Raw genomic sequence first — 25,641 nt, forward strand, 5'->3', positions numbered from 1 at the left:
GTCAGCCCCCGACGACGACGTCCAGCCCGAGGTCGAGCGCGGCCGCGGAGTGCGTGAGCGCTCCGACCGAGATCACGTCGACGCCCGTCTCGGCGATCGCGCGGACGGTCTCCAAGGTCACGCCGCCCGACGCCTCCACGATCGCGCGTCCGGCGATCAGCTCGACGCCGCGCCGGAGATCGTGGAGCGAGAAGTTGTCGAGCATCACCGTGCGCGCGCCGCCGGCGAGCACCGGCTCGATCTGCTCGACGCGGTCGACCTCCACCTCCACGTGCACGGTGTGCGGCAGGCGGGCGGCCCCCGCCCGCAGGGCGGCCGTGAGCGCCGTCGCGTAGTCGGACTCTGCCGTGCCGGCCGTCAGCACGGCCAGGTGGTTGTCCTTCGCCATGACGGCGTCGGAGAGCGAGAAGCGGTGGTTGGCGCCGCCCCCGGATCGCACGGCGTGCCGTTCGAAGGCTCGCAGACCCGGGGTCGTCTTCCGGGTGTCGACGATGCGCGCGGCGGTGTGGGAGACCTGCGCGACGTATCGCGAGGTCAGCGTCGCGATGCCCGACATCCGCTGCACGAAGTTGAGAGCGACCCGCTCGGCCGTGAGCACAGCCCGGGCCGGGCCCGCGACCGCGGCCAGCACGGCGCCGGAGGCGAACGCCGCGCCATCCGCCACGCGCGTCTCGACGACGACCGCCGGGTCGGTGAGGCGGAATGCGGCGGCGAACACCTCGCCGCCGCTGAACACGCCCGGCTCGCGCGCGACGAGCTCGGCCCGAGCGTCTGCGCCGTCGGGCAGGAAGGCCCGGCTGGTGAGGTCGCCCCAGGGCGCGTCCTCCTCCAGCGCGGCGGAGACGACGCGGTCGACGGTCTGCGGGGTCAGCATGGGGCTCCTGAAGGGACGAGCGCCTCTCGGGCGGGTGACGAGGAGGGCAGTTCGGGCGGTGCGGGGTCGTCGCTGCGGAAATGGGCGCCGACGGAGCGGCGCCGCGCGCTCGCCGCCGTGACCACGGCCTCGGCGACGAGCAGCAGGTTCGCGTCCTCGTGCTCGGCGGGGGTGCCCGCCGGGCTCGCGGACCGGCGCCAGACCGAGATGGCGCGGGCCGCGCGGGCGAGGCCGTCCCCGTCCCGAGTCAGTCCGACGTGCCGCCACATCACGCGCTGCAGCGCCGGGCGGCTGAAGGGCTCGGCGCTCGTGGCCGGATCGCCTCCGCCTCGCGCCGATTCCGTGACGGCAGGGCGCGGCGCGGAGACGGCGACGGGATGCGCCCCGCCGCCGTCCGCGATGTCCGCGGCCGCGCGGGCGCCGAACACCGCGGCCTCGAGCAGCGAGTTCGACGCCAGGCGGTTCGCGCCGTGCACGCCCGTGCAGGCGGTCTCGCCGACCGCGTACAGGCCCGGCAGGGTGGTGCGTCCGCGCAGGTCGGTGCGGACGCCGCCCATCAGGTAGTGGGCGGCTGGTGTCACCGGGATGGGCTCCCGCGTCCAGTCGAGCCCCCGCTCGCGCACGGCGGCGTCGATGGAGGGGAAGCGCTCGGTCAGGCCTCGCACAGACGTCGCGTCGAGTCTCACGGGGCGCCCGCGCTGGGCGTTCATGCGCGCGGCGATGGCGCGGGCGACCACGTCCCGCGGAGCGAGCTCGCCGTCGGGATGCGCGTCGAAGACGAATCGCCGCCCGTCCTCGTCGATCAGCGTGGCTCCCTCCCCGCGCACGGCCTCCGACACGAGGAACGCGTCGCCGGCGCCCGATGCGGGCAGTCGTCGTCCGCCGAGGAGGACGGTCGGATGGAACTGCACGAACTCCAGGTCGCGCGCCTCCGCGCCCGCTCGCAGAGCCGCGCCGATCCCGTCCGCCGTCGCGACCGCCGGGTTCGTGGTGCGGGAGTACAGCTGTCCCGCACCGCCGGTGGCGAGCACGACGGCGTCGGCCCGCAGCTCGGCCGGTCGCCCGCCGATGAACAGGCGCACGCCCGTGACGGCGCCGTCGCGCGTGAGCAGGTCCATGAGGAGGGCATGCTCCACGATCCGGATACCCGTCTGCCGCGTCGCCCGCAGCAGGGCCGTCTCGATCGCGAGACCGGTGGCGTCGCCGCCGGCGTGCAGGATCCGCGGGAAGGAGTGGGCAGCCTCGAGGCCACGGCGCAGGCGTCCGCTGCCGTCGCGATCGAAGGCGACGCCGCGTCGTGCCAGCTCGTCGATGCGGTGCGGCCCCTCGGTGACGACGGCCCGCACGGCGGCCTCGTCGCAGAGTCCGGCGCCGGCGATCAGCGTGTCGCGCACGTGATCCTTGATCCGGTCTTCCGGGAAGACCACGCCCGCGATGCCGCCCTGCGCGAGCCGCGTCGCCCCGTGATCGGCGGCGTCCTTCGTCACGAGCGTCACGTCGACTCCGCGGGAGGCCGCGTGCAGCGCGCACGTCAGGCCGGCGATCCCGGTGCCGACGACGATCGCGTGCGGCACGTCAGGCCGTCCGGGCCGTGGCCTGCGGCGCGCAGGCCAGCATGCGTTCCAGCGCCAGCCGCGCCGGGTCGGCGACGGCTCCCGGCACCTCGATCCGGTTGACGACGCGACCTGCGACGAGCTCCTCGAGGGTCCAGGCGAGGTACCCGGGATGGATCCGGTACATGGTGGAGCACGGGCACACGACCGGATCGAGGCAGAAGACCGTGTGACGGGGATGCGCTGCCGCCAGGCGCTGGACGAGGTTGATCTCGGTGCCGATGGCGAAGACCGTCGGCTCGACGGCGTCCTCGATCGCGCGGCGGATGACGTCGGTGGATCCGGCCTCGTCGGCGGCGTCCACCACCGGCATCGGGCACTCGGGATGCACGATGACCCTCACCCCGGGGTGCTCGGCGCGGGCCCGCTCGATCTGGTCCACCGTGAAACGTCGGTGCACCGAGCAGAAGCCGTGCCACAGGATCACGCGGGCGTCCTGCAGCTGCTCCGACGACGACCCGCCGAGCGCGCGGTTCGGGTTCCACATCGGCATCGCCTCGAGCGGCACGCCCATGGCTTTGGCGGTGTTGCGGCCCAGGTGCTGGTCGGGGAAGAACAGCACGCGGCGACCGCGCGCGAAGGCCCACTCGAGCACGGTCCGGGCGTTCGACGACGTGCACACGATGCCGCCGTGCCGGCCGACGAAGCCCTTGATCGCCGCCGACGAGTTCATGTACGTCACCGGCACGATCGGCACCAGGCCGTCCTCGCCGGGACGATCGAGCGGCCCGTACACGTCCTCGAGCTGCTCCCAGCAGTCCTCGACCTGATCGATGTCGGCCATGTCCGCCATCGAGCAGCCGGCCGCGAGGTTCGGCAGGATCACCGCCTGCTCCCGTCCGGACAGCAGGTCCGCCGTCTCGGCCATGAAGTGCACGCCGCAGAAGACGATGGCCTCGGCCTCCGGATGCGCCTGGGCCGCCTTCGCGAGCTGGAACGAGTCGCCGACGTAGTCGGCATGCCGCACGACCTCGTCGCGCTGGTAGAAGTGGCCGAGCACGACCACCCGATCGCCGAGCACCCGCTTCGCCGCCGCGATCCTCGCGTGCAGCTCGCTCTCCGAGGCCTCGCGGTACTCGGTCGGCAGCACGCCCTGCCGGGGAGCGCCCGTCGGGATCACGTCGCCCATCGATGCACCGGGGCCGTACCCGGGGGCGGCGTCGAACGTCCAGGGTGAGGCGGCGAGCTCGGTCGTGCACGTGCTGCCGCCCGCCGTCCCCGACACGATCGCCCGGATGCCGCGGTCCACCGACGCGACGACGGCGCGTGCGGGGAGTGTCGATGGGGAGGCGGTCATGGTGCGCCCTCGCGTTCTGGTCGGCTCGACTTTTACTGCGTCGACGTCAGATTAAGTCGAACTGACCAGAACTGCAAACAGCGTGCGCCCGGACGTGCCCGCGCGAGCTCCGCGAGTGCCATATGGCACTCACGCCGCATCGCCGAGTGCCATATGGCACTCACGCCGGATGGCCGAGTGCCATATGGCACTCAGCTCGGCCGGATGGGCGACGGGGTGGCGGTCAGGCCTCGAGCGGCCCGAGCGTCTCCACCTCGGCGTCGGCGTTGTAGCGATAGAGGCGTGCCGGGCGGTGCTTGCCCGTGCGGAACGACTCGGTCGGCACGAGCTCCTCGGACCCTTCGAGCAGGCGGCGGAAGTTCGACGGGTCCAGCCGTCGGCCCAGCACGGTCTCGTACACCTCGCGCAGCTCGGTCAGGGTGAACTCGTCGGGCAGCAGGCCCGCGGCGATGCGGCTGTAGCCGACCTTGTTGCGCAGTCGCCAGAGCGCGTACCCCGCGATGTGGTTGTGGTCGAACGCGAGCGCGGGAAGGTCGTCGACGTCGAACCACTCGACGTTCTCCGGCGCGCCCGCCACGGCGCGCTGGGCGTCGACCAGGTCGGAGCGCAGCAGCGCCCAGTAGACGACCGAGACCACCCGGGTGGGCGAGCGGTCGACGTCGCCGAACGTGTAGAGCTGCTCGAGATAGCTGGGGGTGAGCGCCGTCGTCTCGGCGAGCGTGCGCGCGGCTGCGTCGTCGAGCCCCTCCGTCGTGCCCGGCCATCCGCCGGGCAGCGCCCACATGCCCTCGTGAGGCGCGCGGGTCCGCCTGACCAGCGGGATCATCAGCCGGTCGGCGTCCGGGTCCGAGCGCAGCGAGAAGATCACGGCGGACACGGCCACGCGGATCGCGTCACCGGGGCCGGGGCTGAGCTGGCTCACGTCGTCGAGCCTATTCGCTCGGCCCGCGCCCGCCGAGGCGACCCGCGCGAAGGGTCGCGCCGCGCCGGGCCTCCGTCATTTGACTTTGCTCAACCAAGAGGACGACAGTTGAGATATGTCAACGGAACCTGCGCGCCCTGCCACGTCCTCGACCCCGACGATGCGCCCGGCGCAGGTGCTGCAGGCGATCTCGGGCCTGATGGCCGCGATGTTCGTCGTGCTCGTCTCGTCGACCGTCGTCGCGACGCCCATGCCGCGGATCATGTCCGATCTGAACGGCACCAACACCGAGTACACGTGGGTGCTCGTCGCCGCGTTCCTCTCGATGACCGTCAGCACGCCGATCTGGGGCAAGCTCGCCGACATCTTCAACCGCAAGCTCCTGCTGCAGCTGGCGCTGGCGATCTTCACCGTCGCCACCGTCGCCGCGGGCTTCGCCGGCCAGATCGGCGGCGCGACGCACGAGGGAGGCGCGTCGTGGCTGATCGGCTGGCGCTTCGTCCAGGCCCTCGGCACCGGTGGCCTGATGGCGCTCGGTCAGGTCGTGATCGCCGACATCATCAGCCCGCGCGAGCGCGGCAAGTACATGGGCATCATGGGCGCGGTGATGGCCGTCGGCCAGATCGGCGGGCCCCTGCTCGGCGGCGTGATCGCCGACAGCTGGGGCTGGGAATGGTGCTTCTTCGTCTGCGCGCCGATCGCGGTCGTGGCGTTCGTGATGATCCAGGCGACCCTGCACGTCTCCGACATCCGCCGCAAGGTGAAGATCGATTACCTCGGCGCCGGGCTGATCGTGTCCGGCATCAGCATCCTGCTGATCTGGATCAGCCTCGGAGGCAAGACCGAGGACACCGGCGGGTTCCCGTGGGACTCCACCAACAGCATCGTCCTGGTGAGCATCGGCGCCGTGCTGACGATCGCGGCGATCGTGACGGAGTTCCTCGTCGAGGAGCCGATCATCCCGGTGCGGCTCTTCGCCCAGCGGACCTTCGCCCTCGCCTCGGTCGCGTCCGTGGCGGTCGGCGTGACGATGTTCGGCACCTCGGTGTTCCTCAGCCAGTACCTGCAGTTCGCGCGCGGGCTCACCCCGACCGACTCCGGGCTCGCGACGATCCCCATGGTGATCGGCTCGATGGCGGGCGCCGTCGGCGTGGGGCAGGCGATCTCGCGCACCGGTCGGTGGAAGCCGTTCGTGATCGGCGGGTCGGTCGCGCTGCTCGCGGGCCTCGCGCTGATGTCCCGCATCCACTACGACACCGACATCTGGTCGGTCTGGCTCAACATGTTCCTGCTGGGCCTCGGGTCGGGCGTGCTGATGCAGAACCTCGTGCTGGTCACCCAGAACTCGCTGCCGGCCACGCAGCTCGGCGCCGGCAGCGGCGCGGTGACGTTCTTCCGCAGCCTCGGCGGCACGGTGGGCGTGTCCGTCCTCGGCTCGGTGCTCGGCGCCCAGGTGGGCGACCGGATCAAGGACGGCCTGAGCGCGCTCCTGGAGAAGATCGACCCGACGCTGCAGGTGCCGTCGCTGCTGGTGGACAACCCGGACTGCGCCGACAGCGTGGACGCCCTGGGCACCGGCGCGGTGCCGGCCGTCGGCCAGCTGTGCGAGCCCGTCCGCACGGTCGTCGAGAGCAGCTACGGCGACTCGATCGCCTTCCTGTTCCTGCTGGTGGTGCCCCTCGCGATCGTCACGTTCCTCTGCGTGTGCTTCCTGCCCAACCTTCCGCTGTCGCGCAAGACCGCGGCCGAGCAGATCGAGGAGGAGCTGGGCGCCGAGCTCGCCGCGCTCGAGCCGGCCGAGCGCGGCGGCGAGGGGTTCCGAGAGCTCGTGGAGACCGGGCAGATCGTCCTTCCCGAGCAGACCGGCACCGGCAAGCGCGGCGATCGGCGCTGACCGGCCGCGGGCCGGCTACTCGCAGGCGATGCCGTCCTTGTCGCGGTCGAGCTTCAGCGCGTAGCCGGGCTCGCCGCGGTAGATCGGAGTGACGCCGGCCCGGTGGGCCGCCGTGCAGTTCGCATACCGCCCGGTCGCGACCGCCGCGATGGTGCGCCCGGCTGAGGTGCGGGACGTCGAGGCGTAGCCGGCCTTCGTTCCCGTCACCTTCACGGAGAGCTTCTTGCCCGCGTCCGCCTTGACGGGCGTGTACGTCGGCTTCGTCGCTCCGCCGATCGCCTTGCCGTTGCGCAGCCACTGGTAGGTCAGCCGTGTCCCGGACGTCCACGATCCCGGCTTCGCCGTGATCCGCTGGCCGACCTTGGACCTGCCCGAGAGCTTCGGCGTCGACGACGTCAGCTTCTTCTTCGCGGCGGCGACGGCGGCGCCGGTCGAGACGAGCTCCTGTGTCGTCACGTGCGTCGGGGCCTGTGCGGCGCTCGTCGCCGCCTGGGCGCCGGTCGCACCGAGGGGTGACAGCGAGATGACCGCGGCGACGGCGATCGCGATGCGTGCGGACCGGGCGCGCCGAACGGGGGCGGCTGTGCTCATGGTTCCTCTTCCGTGGGGCGCCCGCGCGTCGGCGCGAGCGAGTGCGCGGGCGCTGCGGCGAGGCGATGACCGCCCCGTCTCCCCGGCGTCGTCGCCGGAGACCTGCCGCGTGGCCCGCTTTCCCGCGTCGGCGGCAAGAGCATAGCGTCGTCACCGCCCTGCCGCGGGACACGCTCCCGCTGGTCGGACGCCGAGAGCGGCGCGCCGCCCGGCTCGGCCTCTTCGCGACGGGTGTCGGGGGCGATAGGCTGGCGCGAGCACCGCGCGCTTCCGATGGCGTGGCACAACCGAATACGGCCCCATGACCCGCACGGGAGAGTCGCCGGGCGCACGGACCGCACGCAGTGCGATCACCGGGTGCGACGGCGACACCGAAGGAGCAAGCCTCCCCGCCAATCTCTCAGGTGCACGTACCGTGCGGCTCACCTGACTGCCGTCAGCTGAGATGTCAGGGCCACTCTGGAAAGCGGAGCCCACGCTCCCGCCGACGGTGAAAGACGAAAGCACCCTTCTCGATCGAAGGGCAGCGCGCCGAAGCTCTCAGGTCCATGACAGAGGGGGAGTTCTTCCCGGGTCTCATCCGAGCCCCGGGTGCGAGGAGAACTCATGGATCCACTCGGTCTCACAGGAGACGTGCCCCCCGACGCCGGCGACGAGCCGCGCGACACGCCGCTGCGCGGCGAGCACGAGGCGCTCGGCGCCGCGTTCACCGACTTCGGCGGCTGGATGATGCCCGTCCGCTACACCTCCGACCTCGCCGAGCACCACGCCGTTCGGCAGGCCTCGGGCCTGTTCGACATCTCGCACATGGGCGAGATCCTCGTCGAGGGCCCGGGAGCGGGCGCGTTCCTCGACCACGCCCTCGCGGGCATCGCGTCCGCGGTCGCGGTCGGCAAGGCGAAGTACACGATGGTGCTCGCTGAGGACGGCGGGATCATCGACGACCTGATCGTCTACCGGCTGCAGGACGAGCAGTACCTCGTGATCGCCAACGCCGGCAACCGCGAGAGCGTCGCGCGCGTGCTGACCGACCGCGTCGCCGGGTTCGACGCGACCGTCGAGGACCAGAGCGACGACTACGCGCTGGTCGCCCTGCAGGGCCCCGCGGCCGCGCGCATCCTGGCCGAGACCGCGGGCGTGGACGAGCTCACCCGTCCACTCGACGAGATCCGCAACTACGCCTGGGGCGCCGCCGCGTTCCGGGGCGAGCCGCTGCTGATCGCGCGCACCGGGTACACCGGCGAGGACGGCTTCGAGCTGCTGGTGCCGGTCTCCGCGGCCGCCGCGCTGTGGCGCGCGCTGCTCGAGGCGGGCGAGCCGAACGGCCTCGTGCCGGCGGGGCTCGCCGCGCGAGACACCCTGCGACTGGAGGCCGGGATGCCGCTCTACGGCCACGAGCTCTCCCGCGACGTCGTGCCCGCCCAGGCCGGCCTCGGCCGGGTCGTCCCGGCGGGCAAGTCCGACTTCGTCGGGGTCGCCGCCACCGAGCCGCGCCCCGACGCCCCGGTGCTCATCGGCCTGACCGCCGACGGCCGCCGCGCCGGGCGTGCCGGTTACGGCGTGTACCGCGGGGATGCCCTCGTCGGAGAGATCACGAGCGGCGCGCTCAGCCCGACCCTGGGCCACCCCATCGCCATGGCGTTCGTGCAGCCTGCCGCCGCCGACGCCCCCGACCTGACCATCGACGTCCGCGGCACGCGCATCCCGGCCGCCGTCACCGCCCTGCCGTTCTACCGGAGGAACTCATGACCGATCTCACCGCCCTCAAGTACACCGCCGAGCACGAGTGGGTCGCCCTCGGCTCCGACGCCGGCGAGACGATCGCCACGGTCGGGGTGACCGACTTCGCGGCCGACCAGCTGGGCGACGTCGTCTACGTCGACCTGCCCGCCGTCGGCAGCACCATCACCGCCGGACAGGTGTTCGGCGAGATCGAGTCCACCAAGTCGGTCTCCGAGCTCTACGCGCCCGCCACCGGCGAGGTGGTCGAGGTCAACGCCGACGTGGACGCCGATCCCGGACTGGTCAACAGCGACGCGTTCGGCGCGTGGCTCATCCGGGTGCGCCTCGCGGAGGAGCCGGGCGACCTGCTCGACCGCGACGCGTACGTCGCTCTGACGGGACAGGCATGATCATCGCTCGGGGGTCGTACGCCCAGCGTCACATCGGCACCTCCGCCGCCGACCAGGACGCGATGGTCGATGCGGTCGGCGTGCCCGCCGACGAGGACCGCACGGCCGCAGAGCGGTTCATGGGCGCCGCGGTGCCGTCGGTCATCCGCACCGGTGCGCCGCAGGGAGCGGGCGCGCTGCCGCAGCACGGGCTCTCGGAGGCCGAGGCGCTCGCGGAGCTGCGCGAGATCGCGGCGCGCAACCGCGTGCTGACCCCCATGATCGGCCTCGGCTACAGCGACACGCTCACCCCGTCGGTCATCCAGCGGAACGTGCTGGAGAACCCCTCCTGGTACACCGCCTACACGCCGTACCAGCCGGAGATCTCGCAGGGGCGTCTCGAGGCGCTGCTGAACTTCCAGACGATGGTCGGCGACCTCGCCGGCCTCCCCGTCGCGAACTCGTCGATGCTGGACGAGGCGACCGCCGTCGTCGAGGGCATGCTCGTGGCGCGACGCGCGGTGCGCGGGGGCGGGAACGTCTTCGTCGTCGACGCCGACGCGCTGCCGCAGACCAAGGCGGTGCTGGCCGTGCGCGCGGAGGCGCTGGGGATCGAGCTCGTGGAGCTCGACCTCGCCGGCGGCGCGCCCCTGCCCGAGGGCGTCTTCGGCGCGCTCGTGCAGTACCCCGGTGCGTCCGGGCGCGTGTGGGATCCGTCGGGCACGATCGACGCCGTGCACGTCGCGGGCGGCCAGACGGTCGTCGCCGCCGACCTGATGTCGTTGACCCTGCTGGCGTCGCCCGGCTCGATGGGAGCCGACGTGGTCGTGGGCTCCACTCAGCGCTTCGGCGTGCCGCTCGGCTTCGGCGGACCGCACGCGGGCTACATGGCGGTGCGCCAGGGGCTGGAGCGTCAGCTGCCCGGTCGGCTGGTCGGCGTGTCCGTCGACGCCGAGGGGCGTCCCGCGTACCGCCTCGCGCTGCAGACGCGCGAGCAGCACATCCGGCGCGAGAAGGCGACCTCGAACATCTGCACGGCGCAGGTGCTGCTCGCGGTCATGGCGTCCATGTACGCGGTCTATCACGGCCCCGACGGGCTGCGCGCGATCGCGTCAGAGGTGATGACGAAGACCGGCCTGCTGCGCGACTGGATCGCCGAGACCGGCGTCGAGATCGTGAACGACACGTTCTTCGACACGCTGACGGTCCGCGTTCCCGGCCGGGCCGGCGAGGTCGTCGCCCGGGCGCGGGAGGGCGGGGTGCAGCTGCACCGGTTCGACGCCGACACCGTCGGTGTCTCCGTCGGCGAGGCGACGACGATGACCGATCTCCACCGCGTGGCGGTCGCGTTCGGCGGCCCCGCGGAGAGGTCGTTCGGCTACGTGGGCGGGCAGGGTGCCGCGAAGGTGCCCGAGTCGCTGCGGCGCGCCGACGAGTACCTCACCCACCCCGTCTTCCACTCCCACCGCAGCGAGACGGCGATGATGCGCTACCTCAAGCGCCTCGCCGACAAGGACTACGCGCTCGACCGCGGCATGATCCCGCTCGGCTCCTGCACCATGAAGCTGAACGCCGCGACCGCGATGGCGGCGATCACCTGGCCGGAGTTCGGGCGGATCCACCCGTTCGCGCCGCGCGAAGACGTGCCGGGCTACCTCGAGATGATCGACCAGCTCGAGGCCTGGCTGGCGGACGTCACCGGCTACGACGCGGTGTCGCTGCAGCCGAACGCCGGCTCGCAGGGGGAGCTCGCCGGCCTGCTCGCGATCCGCGGCTACCACCGCTCGCGCGGCGACGTGCACCGCGACGTCTGCCTGATCCCGTCGTCGGCGCACGGCACCAACGCGGCGTCCGCGGTGCTGGCGGGCATGAGGGTGGTCGTCGTCGCCACGGATGAGGGCGGCAACGTCGACCTCGACGACCTCCGCGCGAAGATCGCGGCGCACGCCGACTCGCTCGCGGCGCTGATGATCACGTACCCGTCGACGCACGGGGTGTACGAGCACGACGTGCTCGACATCACCGCGGCGGTGCACGAGGCGGGCGGCCAGGTCTACATCGACGGCGCCAACCTCAACGCGCTCGTCGGCCACAGTCGGTTCGGCGACCTGGGCGGCGACGTCTCGCACCTCAACCTGCACAAGACGTTCGCCATCCCGCACGGGGGCGGCGGGCCGGGCGTGGGCCCCGTGGCGGCGAAGGCGCATCTCGCGCCGTTCCTGCCCTCGCACGACGCGGCGCAGGGCGACGGCGACACCGCCGGAATCGGTCCGGTCTCGGCAGCGCCCTACGGATCCGCGGGCATCCTGCCGATCACGTGGTCGTACATCCGGATGATGGGGCGCGAGGGCCTGACCGAGGCGACGAGCGCCGCGGTGCTGGCGGCGAACTACGTCGCCGCGCGGCTGAAGGACCACTACCCGGTGCTCTACACGGGCGAGAGCGGCCTCGTCGCCCACGAGTGCATCCTCGACCTGCGCCCGCTCAAGGAGCGGACGGGGGTCTCCGTCGACGACGTCGCCAAGCGGCTGATCGACTACGGCTTCCATGCGCCGACCATGTCGTTCCCGGTCGCGGGGACCCTCATGGTCGAGCCGACCGAGTCGGAGGACCTCGCGGAGCTCGAACGCTTCGTCGACGCGATGATCGCCATCCACACGGAGGCCGAGCGCGTGGGTGCGGGGGAGTGGCCGGCCGACGACAACCCGCTCGCCAACGCGCCGCACACCGCGGCGGCGGCCGTCGCAAGCGACTGGCCGCACCCGTACGAGCGCGAGCTCGCCGTCTACCCCGCGGGCACGGCCGAGGCGAAGTACTGGCCGCCGGTGAGGCGGGTCGACCAGGCCTACGGCGACCGCAACCTCGTCTGCGCCTGCCCTCCGGTGGACGCCTTCGCCTGACCCGACAATCCCTTCCCGCGCCGGGAATGCATGCACCACACGCATTCTCAGCGCGGGAGGGGATTCTCGCGATTCGGTAGCGTGACGTCGTGAGCTTCGCCGAGACGCCGATCCTGCACAACCGCCTCGTCCGGCTGGAGCCGCTGGCGCCGGACCACCGCGACGACCTCGCGGACGCCGTCGGCGACCTGCACCGTGCCTGGTACACCAGCGTGCCCTCGCCCGAGGGGATGTCCGCCGAGATCGATCGGCGGCTGTCTCTGCAGGCTCAGGGGCTGATGGCGCCGTGGGCGGTGGTGGACGCGGCCTCCGGCCGGGCGGTCGGCATGACCACGATGACCACCTTCGACGAGCCGAACCGGCGTGTCGAGATCGGCTACACGTGGCTCGGCCGCGCCGCGCACGGCACCGGGGTCAACCCCGCGGCGAAGCTGCTGCTGCTCGAGCGCGCCTTCGACCAGCTCGGCTGCATCGTCGTGCAGTTCCTGACGCACTGGCACAACCACCAGTCGCGCGCCGCGATCGCCCGGCTCGGCGCGAAGCAGGACGGCGTGCTGCGCAACCATCGGATCCTGCCGAACGGCACCGTCCGCGACACGGTGGTCTTCTCGATCCTCGACACCGAGTGGCCGTCGGTGCGCGCAGGGCTCGAGCACCGCATCGGCGGCTGAGGGTCAGGCCGCGTTCGAGAGGTGCTCGGGATCGGCGGCGCGGGCAAGCTCGACCGTGCGCCCGTCGCCCGTGCGCTCGGCCAGCGCCTCGGCCGCGTCGAGCAGCTCGATCTTCGTGCAGAGCGGCGGCGCCGTGAAGCGGAGGTCGTCGGGCTCGCGCGTCGCGGCGCGCACCAGCTCGAGCGCGTCGTCGTAGTCGAGCGCGTTCGCCATGTCGAGAACGGTCTGCACCGGGGAGGTGGTGTTCAGGCCGAACCGCTCGACCACCTCGCTGTGAGCGGACTCCGGATGCGCGACGAAGCCCTGGGCGCCCGGGTCGGCCTCGAGCACGTGCACGTCCTCCAGATCCGCCTCCGGCAGCGGCAGGCGGTACAGGGCGGCGGCGGAGTGGAAGGCGAAGACCGCGTCGGGGTGCGTCAGCGCCGCGGCGTAGATGCGCGCGAGAGTGCGATCGGCGCCGGGCAGCGCGCGCCAGCGGCGGGCCGACATGTAGACGCCCGGGCGCACCTCGGTCGCCGCGCCGCGCGAGATGGCGCGATCGAGCCGGGGAAGCCAGCCGGACCGGCGGGCCTCATCGACCACCAGCAGACCGAACGCGTGTCCGGAGCGACGAGCGAGCAGGAACATGCTCCAAGATTCGCGCACGCACAACGCATCCTGGTGAGCCACGCGGGGGAATGGGGACAGAATCACCCCAGGATTCACTGGGGACGAGGGGCGACGACCGCCGCACGCGGAGCCGGATCCCGTCAGAACAGATCGGGCCAGAGGCTCGCGGCGAGCGGGTACCCCACGAACGCGATCACGTCGATCAGCGTGTGCGCGACGACGAGCGGCATCAGGCGCCCCCAGCGGCGGTAGCACCAGCCGAAGACGATGCCCATCGCGACGTTGCCGACGATCGCTCCGAACCCCTGGTACGCGTGATAGGCGCCGCGCAGCAGCGCGGCGGCCACGATGATCCGCCACGGTCCCCACGCGAGTCTCGACAGGCGGTCGCCGAGATAGCCGACGACGATCACCTCCTCGATGAGGCCCGCCCGCAGCGCCGACAGCACGAGCAGCGGGATCGTCCACCACTGCAGCGCGTCGGGGGAGGCCTGGACCGAGACGGTCACTCCGATCGCCCGCCCCGCCGCGTACAGGGCCAAGCCCGGGATGCCGATCGCGGCGACCAGGGCCATGCCGCGCAGGGTGTCGCTTCCGAGGCGGGAGAGGTCGATGCCCAGGCGCCGGAACACGCCCTTGGCGGGCTCCCACAGCAGGAAGAGCACGAGGGCGACCAGCGCGAGGTCGAACGCGACGTCGAGCACGCGATAGAAGACGTCCCACAGCACGGCCGCGTCGAGGGGGACGTTCAGCTCGGCCGACTGCTCCGAGAGCGGCCGGGGATCGAGCAGGCGCCGCAGCAGCGTCAGGACGGAGTAGAGGGCCGACTGGCCGACGGTCAGCGCGAGGACGATGGCGATCTCCACCCGCACCCGCGTTCGATCGGCGGAGGGGACCGGGGCGGGGAACGGGGTCGTGGCGCTCACCCGGTCAGCCTGCCACAGGACGTCATGCGCACCACCGGGGCCTATCCGTCCCCGATTCGGCAGATTGCCCAGCATCGGCCAAGCCGGGTAAAGGCTATGTAACAGTTCTGCTCAAGATTTGGGACAGTCCGTTCACAGGCCTAGAGTCATCGCTATCGCCCGGAGGTCTCTCATGCCCCGGGCACTACCCACCCCTTCCCCAGGAGGAACTTCTAGTGAAGCGCAACAAGATCGCCTTTGCGGGCCTCGCGCTGCTCGGTGCCAGCAGCATCGTGCTCGCCGGCTGCGCGAGCGGCGGCGGCGACACCGACAGCAGCGAGACGCCGAACGAAGGCTCGTCGGCTGCCGTCATCACCACCAACGGCTCGGAGCCCCAGAACCCGCTGATCCCGACGAACACCACGGAGACCGGCGGCGGCAAGATCGTCGACTCGCTCTTCGCGGGTCTGGTGACGTACAAGGCCGACGGATCCGTGGAGAACGACGTCGCCGAGGACATCACGGTCGACTCCCCGACGCAGATCACCGTCAAGCTCCGCGAGGGCCTCACGTTCACCGATGGGACGCCGGTCCAGGCGCACAACTTCATCGACGCATGGAACTACGGCGCCGACCCCGAGAACGCGCACGGCGGCAGCTACTTCTTCTCCGAGATCGAAGGCTTCGGCGAGGGGGCTGAGCTCTCGGGCCTGGCAGAGGTGGACGACTACACCTTCACCATCACGCTCAACACGCCCGCGACCGACTTCGCTCAGCGGCTCGGCTACTCGGCGTTCTACCCGCTGCCCGACGCCGCGTTCGAGGACATCGAGGCGTTCGGCCAGAACCCGATCGGAAACGGCCCGTACAAGCTGGACGGCGACGCCGCGTGGGAGCACGACGTCAAGATCAGCCTCGTCACCAACGAGGACTACGACGGCCCGCGCGAGCCGGCGAACGGCGGCCTCGAGATCTCGTTCTACGCGTCGCAGGATGCGGCCTACGCCGCGCTCCTCGGTGGCGACCTCGACGTCCTCGACGCGATTCCCGACTCGGCCTTCGGCAACTACGAGACCGACCTCGACGGCCGCTCCGTCAACCAGCCTGCCGCGATTTTCCAGTCGCTCACCATCCCGCAGTACCTGGAGCACTTCCAGGGCGAGGAAGGCCAGCTGCGTCGTCAGGCGCTGTCGCTCGCGATCAACCGTGACGAGATCACCGAGGTGATCTTCCAGGGCACGCGTACCCCGGCCACCGACTTCACGTCGCCGGTCATCGACGGCTGGACCGACGAGCTCGAGGGCGCCGACGTTCTGGGCTACGACCCGGAGCGGGCGAAGGAGCTGTGGGCAGAGGCCGACGAGATCAGCCCGTACGAGGGGACGTTCACGATCTCCTACAACGCTGACGGCGGACACCAGACCTGGGTGGACGCAGTCGCGAACTCGATCAAGAACACGCTCGGCATCGAGGCTGAGGGCAACGCGTACCCCGACTTCGCCAGCCTGCTGGAGGACGAGGACAACGACGCGATGACCGGCTCGTTCCGTAGCGGTTGGCAGGCCGACTACCCGGGTCTGTACAACTTCCTCGGCCCGCTCTACCAGACGGGCGCTGGATCGAACTACGGTCGCTACTCCAGCGACGAGTTCGACTCGCTCATCAAGGAGGGCATCTCCGAGGCGGACCAGGAGACGGCCACCGGCCTCTTCCTGGACGCGCAGGAGGTGCTGCTGCAGGACCTCCCGGTGCTGCCGCTGTGGTACTCCAACGTGGTCGGCGGCTACAGCGCCGCCGTGGACAACGTCGAGTTCGGCTGGAACTCGGTCCCGCTGTACGAGGAGATCACGAAGGCCGAGTGATCGGCCCTGAATGACTCCCGCGAGGCGGTGACGCATGCGTCACCGCCTCGCCCCATGTCTTCCCGCGTGATCTCACCGTTTTCCCAGGAATTCGGGGAGAGGATGTCCGAGCTTCGGGCGTCCACGGCGCGAGGCCCTTTTCCGTGTGCGAGCGCGGACCCAATCCCATAGGAAGGAAGAGGATGGCTAGTTACGTCCTCCGGCGGGTCCTGCAGGTGATCCCGGTGTTCTTCGGCGCCACCCTGCTGATCTACTTCATGGTCTTCGCGATGCCCGGAGACCCGATCGCCGCGCTCTTCGGCGACAAGCAGCCCACAGAGGCTGTGCTCGAGCAGCTACGCCAGCGTTACCACCTGGACCAGCCGTTCATCGTCCAGTACTTCTACTACATCATGGGCGTCTTCCAGCTCGACTTCGGCACCAGCTTCTCCGGTCAGCCGGTCATCGAGGTGCTGCAGCGCACGTTCCCCGTGACCCTGCGCCTGGCGGTCATGGCCGTTGTGCTCGCGCTCCTGATCGCCGTCGTGGTCGGTCTGTTCTCCGCGTTGCGCAAGGGGGGCATCTTCGACAACGCGATGCTGGTCATCGGCCTCGTGTTCGTCTCGATCCCGGTGTTCGTCCTCTGCTTCCTCGCGCAGTTCTTCTTGGCGATCCAGTTCGGATGGTTCAAGCCCACGGTGGGCGCCGACAACGACTGGGGCGGTCTGATCCTCCCTGCGATCGTGCTGGCGCTCAGCATCTACACGACGAGCATGCGCCTCACCCGCGCGTCGACGATCGAGACGCTCGGACAGGACTGGGTGCGCACCGCGTACTCGAAGGGCCTTTCGCGCGGCCGCGTCGTGCCCGTGCACGTGCTGCGGAACTCGCTCATTCCGACCATCACCGACATGGCCACGAACTTCGGTGTGCTGATGGTCGGCGCGACGGTGACCGAGGGCATCTTCAACATCCCCGGCGTCGGAAACACCCTGTACCAGGCGATCATCCGTCACGAGACGCCGACCGTCGTGTCGTTCGTGACGGTCTTCGTCATCGTGTACGTGTTCGTGAACCTGCTGATCGACCTGCTCTACGGTCTGCTCGACCCGAGGATCCGATATGTCAAGTAACGCACCGACGCACTACGTCGCGCCCACGAAGAACGCGCAGATCGCCGTCGATGCGATTCGCATCTCGGAGAAGCCCAGCAACCTTTGGCTCGACGCGTGGAGGGACCTCCGCCGCCGCCCGCTGTTCTGGGTGTCGTCGGCCTTCGTGCTGCTGCTCGTCGTCATCGCTGCTGCCCCCGGACTGTTCACGAGTGTCGCGCCCAACTCCGGCTGCGAGCTGGGACTGAGCAACGCTGCGGCGACGGCCGGGCATCCGCTCGGCTTCAACCGACAGGGCTGCGACGTCTGGTCCCGGGTCCTGTGGGGAACGCGTACGTCTCTTCTGGTGGGCCTTCTTGCGACGATCATCGGAACCCTGATCGGTGTCATCATGGGTGCCCTCGCCGCGTTCTACGGCGGTTTCCTCGACTCGCTGCTCTCGCGCGTCGGTGACATCTTCTTCACGATCCCCTACATCATCGCGGCGATCGTCGTGATGACCGTGGTGGGCGCCGACTTCAGGAACGAGCTCACGCTGGCGTTCGCGATCGGCGGGTTCTCGTGGGCCTCGACTGCACGCATCGTGCGGGCTGAGGTGCTGCGGGTGAAGCAGAACGACTACGTCATGGCGTCGATCGCCCTCGGCCTGTCGCGCTTCAAGACGCTCATCCTGCACGTCCTGCCGAACGCACTCGCTCCGGTGATCGTGGTGGCGACGATCAGCCTCGGATCGGCGATCGTCGCCGAGGCGACGTTGTCCTTCCTCGGCGTCGGCCTCGGCTCGAGCACGATGTCCTGGGGCAATGACATCAGCCAGGCGCAGCAGACGCTGCGCAATGCGCCGATGCCGCTGATCTACCCCTCGATCGCTCTCACGGTCACCGTGCTGGCGTTCATCACGCTCGGCGAGCTGCTGCGCGATGCTCTCGACCCGAAGGCGAGGGCCCAGCGATGAGCACGAACGAGCCGCTGACCCGCGCCGACGTGCGCGCGTCGAAGAAGGAGAACAGCGTGTCCGAGCCGCTTCTGCAGATCCGCGGCCTCAAGGTGTCGTTCGGCACCGGCAAGAAGGCGCGCGAGGTCGTGCACGGCATCGACCTGGACGTGTTCCCGGGCGAGACGGTCGCGATCGTGGGGGAGTCGGGGTCGGGCAAGTCGACCACGGCGACGGCGGTCATCGACCTGCTGCCCGGCACCGGCAAGGTGACCGCCGGGACGATCACGCTGGACGGCGTCGACCTCACCACCGCCGGGCGCCGCGAGATGGAGCGGGTGCGCGGCCGGGAGATCGGCTATGTGCCGCAGGACCCGATGTCGAACCTGAACCCCGTGTGGTCGATCGGCTTCCAGGTCGAGGAGGCCGTGCGGGCCAACGGGCTCGCCAGCGGCCGCAAGGAGGTGCGCGACCGCGCGATCGAGGTGCTGAAGCAGGCCGGTCTCGCGGACGCCGAGCGCCGCCTGCACCAGTTCCCCCACCAGTTCTCGGGCGGCATGCGCCAGCGCGCGCTGATCGGCATCGGCCTCGCGGCCGACCCGAAGCTGCTGATCGCCGACGAGCCGACCAGCGCGCTCGACGTGACGGTGCAGCGCGTGATCCTCGACCACCTCGCCTCGCTGACGCGCGAGAAGGGCACCTCGGTGCTCTTCATCACGCACGACCTGGGCCTCGCCGCGGACCGCGCCGATCGCATCGTCGTGATGAACCAGGGCGAGATCGTCGAGGCCGGGCCGAGCCGCGAGATCCTCGAGAACCCCCAGCACCCGTACACCCAGCGTCTGGTCGCCGCGGCCCCGAGCCTCGCGTCGCAGCGCATCCAGGCCGTGGTCGAGGAGCAGGGCGTCGAGACGATCGAGGACGTCGCCACGACGGCCCCGGTCGTGGAGGTGCGCGACCTGGTGAAGGACTACCGGATCCGCAAGGGCGGGTTCCGCAGCGAGCCCTTCCGCGCGGTGGACGAGGTGTCGTTCCAGATCCCTCGCGGGAAGACCCTGGCGCTCGTCGGCGAGTCCGGATCGGGCAAGTCGACCGTCGCGAAAATGGTGCTGCAGCTCGAGTCGGTCACCAGCGGTCAGATCCTGATCGACGGCAACGACACGCAGCAGATGGCTCGCAAGGACGTCTTCGCCCTGCGCCGCCGGATGCAGCCGGTGTTCCAGGACCCGTACGGGTCGCTGGACCCGCTGCGGAGCATCGGACACCTGATCTCCGAGCCGCTTAAGGTGCACGGCGTTGGTGACGAGAAGGCCCGCCAGGCGCGCGTGTTCGAGCTGCTCGAGCAGGTCGCGCTGCCCCGCGAGCTCGCCTGGCGCTATCCGAACGAGCTCTCGGGCGGCCAGCGTCAGCGCATCGCCATCGCGCGGGCCCTCGCGCTCAAGCCGTCCATCGTCGTGCTCGACGAGGCGGTGTCGGCCCTCGACGTGCTCGTGCAGGACCAGATCCTCAAGCTGCTCGCCGAGCTGCAGTCGGAGCTGGGGCTGACCTACCTCTTCATCACGCACGACCTCGCGGTCGTGCGTGTCGCCGCCGACCTCGTCGCGGTGATGGAGAAGGGGCGCATCGTCGAGCAGGGCACCGTCGATGAGATCTTCGCGTCGCCGAAGGAGGCGTACACGCAGCGCCTGCTCGACGCGATCCCCGGCGCCAGCGTGGACCTGGCCGGTCACTGACGGTGACGGACCGCTCGCGGATCCTCCGCGCGCCCACGGGCCTCGTCTGGCTCGTGGGCGTCGCGGCGGTGGTGCTGTTCCTGCTCGGAGACGTCGTCGTGCGCGGCAGCTGGGCGCAGGCGCTGCTGATCGCGCCGTGGATGCTGATCCCGGTCTGGTTCGCCGCCGTGATGTTCTATCTGCCGCACGTGGCGGCGACGGAGTCGGGCGTGCGGGTGCAGAACGTGCTGCGCGTCGTCGAGCTGCCGTGGAGCGCGGTCGACGAGGTCTCGATGAGGTGGCAGCTCGAGTTCCGTCTCACGGCGGAGGCTGCGGCCACCGGTGTCGGCGGCGGCAAGGGGCTCGTCTCCGCCTGGGCCGTGTCGCGTCGGCGGACGGCGCCGACGGCCGCGCGTCGTCGAGCCGCGGCGGACGAGTCCGACGCCACGCTCGAGGTGCTGCGCGACCTGCACCGCGCCGCGACGGAGGAGCGGGGGGCCGCCCCGACGCGTTCCTGGTATCTGCTGCCGCTGTGGTCCGCGGCCGCGATCGTCGTGCTGTGCGCGGCGTCCTTCCTCGCCTCCCGCTGACGCTCCGGCGGCGGCGACGACCGCCCCGTGCGCCGCTCTCGCCGGGCGGTCAGCATCGAGGCGATAAGATGTTGAGGCCCGGTTCCGGGCCGTCTCCCTTCTCCAGCTAAGGATCATCCATGGCGCGCGCCCTCCGCTCCGACCTCCGCAACGTCGCGATCGTCGCGCACGTCGACCACGGCAAGACCACGCTCGTCGACGCCATGCTGCGCCAGACCGGCTCGTTCGGCGAGCACGCGCACGTCGAGGAGCGCGCGATGGACTCGAACGATCTCGAGCGTGAGAAGGGCATCACGATCCTCGCCAAGAACACGGCGATCACCTACAACGGCACGCACACCGACACCCCGATCACGATCAACGTGATCGACACCCCCGGTCACGCCGACTTCGGCGGCGAGGTCGAGCGCGGCCTCTCGATGGTGCACGGCGTGGTGCTCCTGGTCGACGCGTCGGAAGGCCCCCTGCCGCAGACGCGCTTCGTGCTGCGCAAGGCGCTCGAGGCGAAGCTCCCGGTCATCCTGCTGGTGAACAAGACCGACCGCCCCGACGCCCGCATCGCCGAGGTCGAGGAGGAGGCGCAGGACCTGCTGCTGGGCCTCGCGAGCGACCTGCAGGACGACGTCCCCGACCTCGACGTCGACGCGCTTCTCGACGTGCCGGTGGTGTACGCCTCGGGTCGTGCCGGCGCCGCCTCGCGCACCCGTCCGGCCGACGGCTCGCTGCCCGACAACGACGACCTCGAGCCGCTGTTCCAGGCGATCCTCGAGCACATCCCCGCCCCGTCCTACGACGACGAGGCGCCGCTGCAGGCGTGGGTCACGAACCTCGACTCGTCGTCGTTCCTCGGCCGCCTCGCGCTGCTGCGCGTCTTCAACGGCGAGCTCAAGAAGGGTCAGACGGTCGCGTGGGTGCGTCAGGACGGCACCACGCAGAACGCGCGCATCACCGAGCTGCTGATGACCAAGGCGCTCGACCGCTACCCGGCCGAGAAGGCCGGCCCCGGCGACATCGCGGTCATCGCCGGCTTCGCCGACATCATGATCGGCGAGACCATCGCCGACCCCGAGGACGTCCGTCCGCTGCCCCAGATCACGGTCGACGAGCCGTCCATCTCGATGACGATCGGCACCAACACGTCGCCGCTGGTCGGCAAGGTCAAGGGGCACAAGCTCACCGCCCGCATGGTGAAGGAGCGCCTCGACCGCGAGCTCATCGGCAACGTGTCGATCCGCGTGAACGACATCGGCCGTCCCGACGCCTGGGAGGTGCAGGGTCGCGGCGAGCTGCAGCTCGCGATCCTCGTCGAGAACATGCGCCGCGAGGGCTTCGAGCTCACGGTCGGCAAGCCGCAGGTCGTCACCCGCAAGGGCGAGAACGGCAAGGTCCAGGAGCCCTTCGAGCACCTCACCATCGACGTCCCGGAGGAGCACCTCGGCGCGGTGACCCAGCTCATGGCGAACCGCAAGGGCCGCATGGACAACATGATCAACCACGGCACCGGCTGGATCCGCATGGAGTTCATCGTGCCGTCGCGCGGTCTCATCGGCTTCCGCACCGAGTTCCTCTCGATCACGCGCGGCACGGGCATCGCCAACGCGATCTCGCACGGCTACGACGACTGGGCGGGCCAGATCGTGGCGCGCCAGAACGGGTCGATCGTCGCCGACCGCTCGGGCGTCGTCACGCCGTTCGCCATCATCGGCCTGCAGGAGCGCATGTCGTTCTTCGTCCGCCCGACCGAGGAGGTCTACGAGGGCATGGTCGTGGGCGAGAACTCCCGCGCCGATGACATGGACGTGAACATCACCAAGGAGAAGAAGCTCACCAACATGCGCTCCGCGACGGCCGACTCGTTCGAGTCGATGACGCCGCCGCGCCTGCTGTCGCTGGAGGAGTCGCTCGAGTTCGCGCGCGAGGACGAGTGCGTCGAGGTCACGCCGGAGGCCGTGCGCATCCGCAAGGTGATCCTGGACGCCACCGAGCGCGGCCGCGCCACCGCTCGCGCCAAGAAGCAGGGCTGACCTCCGGTCTCTCCATGGCGACTCCCGACTTCATCCTGTCGCTGCGAGAGAGGGTCGGGCACGAGCTGCTCTGGCTGATCGGCGTGACGGCGGTGGTGCTGAAGGGCGACGACGTCCTCCTCGTGCGGCGCACGGACAACGGGCGGCTGACGCCCGTGACCGGCATCGTCGACCCCGGCGAGGAGCCGGCCGTCGCCGCCGAGCGCGAGGTGCTCGAGGAGGCGGACGTCGTCGCATCGACCGAGGCCCTCGTATGGGTGCGGTCGACTCCGCCGATGACCTACGAGAACGGGGATCGGGCGCAGTACCTCGACATCGTGCTGCGCTGCCGCTGGGAGTCGGGCGAGCCCCGGCCCGCCGACGGCGAGAACACCGAGGCGTTCTGGTGGCCGGTGGCCGAGCTGGCGGCGCTCTCCGACATGAGCGACGACATGCGCGCGCGGGTCCGGCAGGCGGTGTCGGGCGGGGTCGCCGTCCGTTTCGAGCGGTGAGGGCCGGAATCGAGCCGGCGTGAGGCGGTCGTGGCGGCTCAGCGAAGCTCGGAGATCATGACCGCGCTGGTGCCGGGAACGAGCGCCTCGAAGACGTGGGGCACGTCGCCGGCGTAGGAGAGGTAGTCGCCGGGGGAGAGCTCGATCGTCGCGTCGTCGGGACCGATGCGGGCGCCGCCGGAGATCAGGATCACGTGCTCGGTGGTGCCGGCGTGGTGCGGCAGCGAGCGGCGGGGCTCACCGGGCTCGGCCTGGATGAGATAGACGTCGCGTCGGGCTCCCGGCGGGCTCGCGGAGAGCAGGGTCGCGCTGTACGGCGCTGCCGCCGACGGGACGCCGGACAGATCCGCGACGCGGATGAGCGTGGGGGCGCCCGCCTGCTGGTCGACGAGCACCGCGAACGGGACCCCGAGCGCGACGCCGATCGCCCACAGCGTCTCGACGCTCGGGTTCCCCGAGCCGTTCTCGAGCTGGGAGACGGTCGCCTTCGAGACCCCGGCGCGGCGTGCGAGCTCGGAGATGGACAGCCCCGCCGCTTCCCGTTCCCGGCGCAGGGTGCGGGCGATGCGCGATCCGAGATCCTCCATGCGTTCATCTTCTCAAACGTCCGTTCGCTTTGACGGACGGACATCCGTCGTTCAGAATGACCAGCATGTGTTCACTCTGCCGAACGGTCGTCTCGTGAGGACCGAGGAGCGGAGCGCGTGGCGAGATGGTGTCGCGGTCTCCGTGGCGACGAGCGCCTACGGCGTCTCGTTCGGCGCGCTGGCGGTGGCCGCGGGGCTCGACGTGTGGCAGGCGTGCGTGCTGAGCCTCGTGATGTTCACCGGAGGATCGCAGTTCGCCTTCATCGGCGTGATCGCGTCGGGCGGCCTCGCCGCCGCTCCGGCGGCGATCGCATCGGCATTGCTGCTCGGCGCCCGCAACGTCGCGTACGCCGTGCGGATGAACCCCGTCGTGGGCGTGTCCTGGTGGCATCGCCTCGCCGCCGCGCAGTTCACCATCGACGAGTCCACCGCCGTGGCGCTGGCGCACACCGACCCGCGGGCGCGACGGATCGGCTTCTGGGTCACCGGCATCGGCATCTATCTCGGCTGGAACCTGACGACGCTCGCCGGAGCCCTGCTCGGCGACGTGCTGGGCGACGTGCGCGCCTACGGCCTCGACGCCGCCGCGGCCGCCGCGTTCCTGGCCCTGCTCTGGCCGCGGCTGCGCTCTCGTCAGGCGATCGCCGTGGGCGTGGCCGCCGCGGTCGTGGCCGCCGCGCTCACGCCCTCGCTGATGCCCGGGATGCCGGTGCTGATCGCCGCTCTGGTGGCGGTCCTCGTCGGCTGGTTCGACTGGCTCGGGCGTCCGCGCACGGACGGCGTTCTGCGCTCGGGGGAGGAGCGGCGATGACGATGTGGACCGCGATCCTGATCGCCGCCGTGGCGTGCGTCGCGCTGAAGCTCGCGGGGTACCTCACCCCGGCCGAGTGGCTCGAGCGGGAGCGCCCGGCGCGCATCACCGACCTGCTCACCGTCGCGCTGCTGGCGGCGCTGGTGGCCGTCCAGACCGTGGGCTCCGGGATGGCCGTCGAGCTCGACGCCCGCCTGCCCGCGGTCGCCGTCGCCGGCGTCCTGCTGTGGCTGCGCGCGTCCTTCCTCGTGGTGGTGCTGGCGGCGGCCGTGGTCGCTGCGGCCCTGCGAGCCGTCGGCTGGGCGGCCTGACAGCCGCTCCGCGTAGCCTGGGGCGATGCGCGCATCCCTGCCCACTCGCGTCCTGCTCGTCGTGTTCGCCGTCGTCTCCGGCGCGGTCTTCGGCGTGGCGGGGACGATCGCGCACGCATACACGCTCGGCTGGATGCCGATCGGGCTCGTACTGGCGCTCGGCGGGTGCGCCGCTCTGCTCATCGGGCTGCGTCTGCTGGGCGAGCACCGGTGGGTCGCCTGGGTGGCGGGGCTCGCGATGCTGGCGATGCTGTTCGTCTTCTCGGGGCGTGGGCCCGGCGGCTCCGTCGTCGTGCCGCAGGCTGCGCCGGGGGAGTTCCCGCTCGGGATCGTGTGGACCTACGCGCTCACCGGCGTCGTGCTGCTCGTCGGGGCCTGGCCCGACCTCTCGCGGCTTCGCAGGAGCGCTCCGTCTCCGGCGGGCGACGGGCACGCAGGGGCCTCGGAGGATGGCGCCCCGGGGACGCGTAGGATCGAACCGTGACTTATGTGATCGCCCTCCCGTGTGTGGACGTCAAGGATCGAGCGTGCATCGACGAGTGTCCGGTCGACTGCATCTACGAGGGTGAGCGCAGCCTGTACATCCATCCGGACGAGTGCGTGGACTGCGGGGCGTGCGAGCCGGTGTGCCCGGTGGAGGCGATCTACTACGAGGACGACCTGCCCGAGGAGTGGCAGGACTACTACAAGGCGAACGTCGAGTTCTTCGAGGAGGTCGGCTCTCCGGGCGGAGCTGCCAAGGTGGGCGTGATCCCCAAGGACCACCCGATCATCGCCGCGCTGCCCCCGCAGGGCGACTAGAGCGTCCCGCGAAGCCTGTGCCGTCGCGTGCGGCGGCACC

The 25,641-nt window shown here is 71.0% G+C and carries 24 protein-coding genes and 2 riboswitches; of the genes, 16 read left to right on the plus strand and 8 right to left on the minus strand.

Going from position 1 to position 25,641, the window contains the following annotated elements:
* Position 1: 1 nt before the first annotated feature.
* From nadC to K5S26_RS02860, 4 genes are all read right to left on the minus strand, one after another.
* Positions 2–874, minus strand: a complete 873-nt coding sequence (nadC, locus tag K5S26_RS02845; RefSeq protein ID WP_221855758.1) for a carboxylating nicotinate-nucleotide diphosphorylase — start codon at positions 872–874, stop codon at positions 2–4.
* The gene (nadB, locus tag K5S26_RS02850; RefSeq protein ID WP_221855760.1) at positions 868–2,448 is read right to left on the minus strand and encodes an L-aspartate oxidase; all 1,581 of its coding nucleotides are present in this window, start codon (positions 2,446–2,448) and stop codon (positions 868–870) included. Before nadB ends, nadC begins: the two co-directional genes overlap by 7 nt.
* Position 2,449: 1 nt before the next feature.
* Positions 2,450–3,784 carry a quinolinate synthase NadA gene (gene nadA, locus K5S26_RS02855; RefSeq protein WP_221855762.1) on the minus strand — a complete coding sequence of 445 codons (1,335 nt, stop codon included), beginning with the start codon at positions 3,782–3,784 and terminating at the stop codon, positions 2,450–2,452.
* 223 nt (positions 3,785–4,007) lie between these two features.
* Entirely contained in the window at positions 4,008–4,706 is a 699-nt protein-coding gene (locus K5S26_RS02860) for an NUDIX hydrolase (RefSeq protein ID WP_308122730.1), read from the minus strand.
* A gap of 115 nt (positions 4,707–4,821) precedes the next feature.
* On the opposite strand from K5S26_RS02860, the gene K5S26_RS02865 reads away from it, so the two are divergent.
* Positions 4,822–6,600, plus strand: a complete 1,779-nt coding sequence (locus K5S26_RS02865) for an MDR family MFS transporter (RefSeq protein ID WP_221855764.1) — start codon at positions 4,822–4,824, stop codon at positions 6,598–6,600.
* A gap of 15 nt (positions 6,601–6,615) precedes the next feature.
* Here K5S26_RS02865 and K5S26_RS02870 read toward each other — a convergent pair whose 3' ends face one another.
* Entirely contained in the window at positions 6,616–7,191 is a 576-nt protein-coding gene (locus tag K5S26_RS02870; RefSeq protein WP_221855766.1) for an excalibur calcium-binding domain-containing protein, read from the minus strand.
* A 301-nt stretch (positions 7,192–7,492) separates the two neighbouring features.
* Positions 7,493–7,617, plus strand: a riboswitch (glycine riboswitch).
* Positions 7,618–7,640: 23 nt separating this feature from the next.
* Positions 7,641–7,756: riboswitch (glycine riboswitch) on the plus strand.
* A gap of 41 nt (positions 7,757–7,797) precedes the next feature.
* On the opposite strand from K5S26_RS02870, the gene gcvT reads away from it, so the two are divergent.
* The 4 genes from gcvT to K5S26_RS02890 all read left to right on the plus strand — a co-directional run bounded on the left by gcvT (position 7,798) and on the right by K5S26_RS02890 (position 12,873).
* On the plus strand, positions 7,798–8,940 hold the full coding sequence (gcvT, locus tag K5S26_RS02875) for a glycine cleavage system aminomethyltransferase GcvT (protein ID WP_221855768.1): 1,143 nt from the start codon (positions 7,798–7,800) through the stop codon (positions 8,938–8,940).
* The gene (gcvH, locus tag K5S26_RS02880) at positions 8,937–9,323 is read left to right on the plus strand and encodes a glycine cleavage system protein GcvH (RefSeq protein WP_221855770.1); all 387 of its coding nucleotides are present in this window, start codon (positions 8,937–8,939) and stop codon (positions 9,321–9,323) included. Before gcvT ends, gcvH begins: the two co-directional genes overlap by 4 nt.
* Positions 9,320–12,202 (plus strand): aminomethyl-transferring glycine dehydrogenase, encoded by a 2,883-nt coding sequence (gene gcvP / locus K5S26_RS02885; protein ID WP_221855772.1) that lies wholly within the window; start codon positions 9,320–9,322, stop codon positions 12,200–12,202. Before gcvH ends, gcvP begins: the two co-directional genes overlap by 4 nt.
* 89 nt (positions 12,203–12,291) lie before the next feature.
* Entirely contained in the window at positions 12,292–12,873 is a 582-nt protein-coding gene (locus K5S26_RS02890; RefSeq protein ID WP_221855774.1) for a GNAT family N-acetyltransferase, read from the plus strand.
* A 3-nt stretch (positions 12,874–12,876) separates the two neighbouring features.
* On the opposite strand, the gene K5S26_RS02895 is transcribed toward K5S26_RS02890, so the two are convergent.
* A complete protein-coding gene (locus tag K5S26_RS02895; protein ID WP_221855777.1) occupies positions 12,877–13,518 on the minus strand; it encodes a hypothetical protein in 642 nt (213 codons plus the stop codon).
* A 104-nt stretch (positions 13,519–13,622) separates the two neighbouring features.
* Positions 13,623–14,408 carry a CPBP family intramembrane glutamic endopeptidase gene (locus K5S26_RS02900; protein ID WP_308122731.1) on the minus strand — a complete coding sequence of 262 codons (786 nt, stop codon included), beginning with the start codon at positions 14,406–14,408 and terminating at the stop codon, positions 13,623–13,625.
* A gap of 215 nt (positions 14,409–14,623) precedes the next feature.
* On the opposite strand from K5S26_RS02900, the gene K5S26_RS02905 reads away from it, so the two are divergent.
* From K5S26_RS02905 to K5S26_RS02935, 7 genes are all read left to right on the plus strand, one after another.
* On the plus strand, positions 14,624–16,249 hold the full coding sequence (locus K5S26_RS02905; protein WP_221855781.1) for a peptide ABC transporter substrate-binding protein: 1,626 nt from the start codon (positions 14,624–14,626) through the stop codon (positions 16,247–16,249).
* Between the two features lie 182 nt (positions 16,250–16,431).
* On the plus strand, positions 16,432–17,361 hold the full coding sequence (locus tag K5S26_RS02910) for an ABC transporter permease (protein WP_221855783.1): 930 nt from the start codon (positions 16,432–16,434) through the stop codon (positions 17,359–17,361).
* Positions 17,351–18,295 (plus strand): ABC transporter permease, encoded by a 945-nt coding sequence (locus K5S26_RS02915; RefSeq protein ID WP_221855785.1) that lies wholly within the window; start codon positions 17,351–17,353, stop codon positions 18,293–18,295. The genes K5S26_RS02910 and K5S26_RS02915 overlap by 11 nt, the downstream gene beginning before the upstream one ends.
* Positions 18,292–20,007 carry an ABC transporter ATP-binding protein gene (locus tag K5S26_RS02920; protein WP_221855788.1) on the plus strand — a complete coding sequence of 572 codons (1,716 nt, stop codon included), beginning with the start codon at positions 18,292–18,294 and terminating at the stop codon, positions 20,005–20,007. The genes K5S26_RS02915 and K5S26_RS02920 overlap by 4 nt, the downstream gene beginning before the upstream one ends.
* A gap of 2 nt (positions 20,008–20,009) precedes the next feature.
* Positions 20,010–20,576, plus strand: a complete 567-nt coding sequence (locus K5S26_RS02925) for a PH domain-containing protein (RefSeq protein WP_221855790.1) — start codon at positions 20,010–20,012, stop codon at positions 20,574–20,576.
* 119 nt (positions 20,577–20,695) lie between these two features.
* The gene (gene typA, locus K5S26_RS02930; RefSeq protein WP_221855792.1) at positions 20,696–22,600 is read left to right on the plus strand and encodes a translational GTPase TypA; all 1,905 of its coding nucleotides are present in this window, start codon (positions 20,696–20,698) and stop codon (positions 22,598–22,600) included.
* A gap of 14 nt (positions 22,601–22,614) precedes the next feature.
* Positions 22,615–23,091, plus strand: a complete 477-nt coding sequence (locus K5S26_RS02935; protein ID WP_221855794.1) for an NUDIX hydrolase — start codon at positions 22,615–22,617, stop codon at positions 23,089–23,091.
* Positions 23,092–23,129: 38 nt separating this feature from the next.
* Here K5S26_RS02935 and K5S26_RS02940 read toward each other — a convergent pair whose 3' ends face one another.
* On the minus strand, positions 23,130–23,678 hold the full coding sequence (locus tag K5S26_RS02940) for a helix-turn-helix domain-containing protein (protein ID WP_221855796.1): 549 nt from the start codon (positions 23,676–23,678) through the stop codon (positions 23,130–23,132).
* A 94-nt stretch (positions 23,679–23,772) separates the two neighbouring features.
* On the opposite strand from K5S26_RS02940, the gene K5S26_RS02945 reads away from it, so the two are divergent.
* From K5S26_RS02945 to fdxA, 4 genes are read left to right on the plus strand one after another with little or no spacing between them, the layout of a single operon-like run.
* A complete protein-coding gene (locus tag K5S26_RS02945; RefSeq protein WP_308122732.1) occupies positions 23,773–24,489 on the plus strand; it encodes an AzlC family ABC transporter permease in 717 nt (238 codons plus the stop codon).
* On the plus strand, positions 24,486–24,800 hold the full coding sequence (locus K5S26_RS02950; protein ID WP_221855800.1) for an AzlD domain-containing protein: 315 nt from the start codon (positions 24,486–24,488) through the stop codon (positions 24,798–24,800). Before K5S26_RS02945 ends, K5S26_RS02950 begins: the two co-directional genes overlap by 4 nt.
* A gap of 25 nt (positions 24,801–24,825) precedes the next feature.
* A complete protein-coding gene (locus tag K5S26_RS02955; RefSeq protein WP_221855801.1) occupies positions 24,826–25,284 on the plus strand; it encodes a histidinol dehydrogenase in 459 nt (152 codons plus the stop codon).
* Positions 25,281–25,601 carry a ferredoxin gene (fdxA, locus tag K5S26_RS02960; RefSeq protein ID WP_221855802.1) on the plus strand — a complete coding sequence of 107 codons (321 nt, stop codon included), beginning with the start codon at positions 25,281–25,283 and terminating at the stop codon, positions 25,599–25,601. Before K5S26_RS02955 ends, fdxA begins: the two co-directional genes overlap by 4 nt.
* Positions 25,602–25,641 lie beyond the last annotated feature (40 nt).

It is taken from the genome of Microbacterium marinilacus, assembly GCF_019753765.1.
Classification (GTDB): Bacteria; Actinomycetota; Actinomycetes; order Actinomycetales; family Microbacteriaceae; genus Microbacterium; species Microbacterium marinilacus.

Excerpts from the sequence above, each read along its gene's own strand:
- nadC (WP_221855758.1), bottom strand. The coding sequence starts at position 874 with ATGCTGACCCCGCAGACCGTCGACCGCGTCGTCTCCGCCGCGCTGGAG.
- K5S26_RS02935 (WP_221855794.1), top strand. The coding sequence starts at position 22,615 with ATGGCGACTCCCGACTTCATCCTGTCGCTGCGAGAGAGGGTCGGGCAC.
- K5S26_RS02950 (WP_221855800.1), top strand. The coding sequence starts at position 24,486 with ATGACGATGTGGACCGCGATCCTGATCGCCGCCGTGGCGTGCGTCGCG.
- K5S26_RS02915 (WP_221855785.1), top strand. The coding sequence starts at position 17,351 with ATGTCAAGTAACGCACCGACGCACTACGTCGCGCCCACGAAGAACGCG.
- gcvP (WP_221855772.1), top strand. The coding sequence starts at position 9,320 with ATGATCATCGCTCGGGGGTCGTACGCCCAGCGTCACATCGGCACCTCC.
- gcvT (WP_221855768.1), top strand. The coding sequence starts at position 7,798 with ATGGATCCACTCGGTCTCACAGGAGACGTGCCCCCCGACGCCGGCGAC.
- K5S26_RS02865 (WP_221855764.1), top strand. The coding sequence starts at position 4,822 with ATGTCAACGGAACCTGCGCGCCCTGCCACGTCCTCGACCCCGACGATG.
- typA (WP_221855792.1), top strand. The coding sequence starts at position 20,696 with ATGGCGCGCGCCCTCCGCTCCGACCTCCGCAACGTCGCGATCGTCGCG.
- K5S26_RS02910 (WP_221855783.1), top strand. The coding sequence starts at position 16,432 with ATGGCTAGTTACGTCCTCCGGCGGGTCCTGCAGGTGATCCCGGTGTTC.
- gcvH (WP_221855770.1), top strand. The coding sequence starts at position 8,937 with ATGACCGATCTCACCGCCCTCAAGTACACCGCCGAGCACGAGTGGGTC.
- nadA (WP_221855762.1), bottom strand. The coding sequence starts at position 3,784 with ATGACCGCCTCCCCATCGACACTCCCCGCACGCGCCGTCGTCGCGTCG.
- K5S26_RS02920 (WP_221855788.1), top strand. The coding sequence starts at position 18,292 with ATGAGCACGAACGAGCCGCTGACCCGCGCCGACGTGCGCGCGTCGAAG.
- K5S26_RS02940 (WP_221855796.1), bottom strand. The coding sequence starts at position 23,678 with ATGGAGGATCTCGGATCGCGCATCGCCCGCACCCTGCGCCGGGAACGG.
- K5S26_RS02870 (WP_221855766.1), bottom strand. The coding sequence starts at position 7,191 with ATGAGCACAGCCGCCCCCGTTCGGCGCGCCCGGTCCGCACGCATCGCG.
- K5S26_RS02955 (WP_221855801.1), top strand. The coding sequence starts at position 24,826 with ATGCGCGCATCCCTGCCCACTCGCGTCCTGCTCGTCGTGTTCGCCGTC.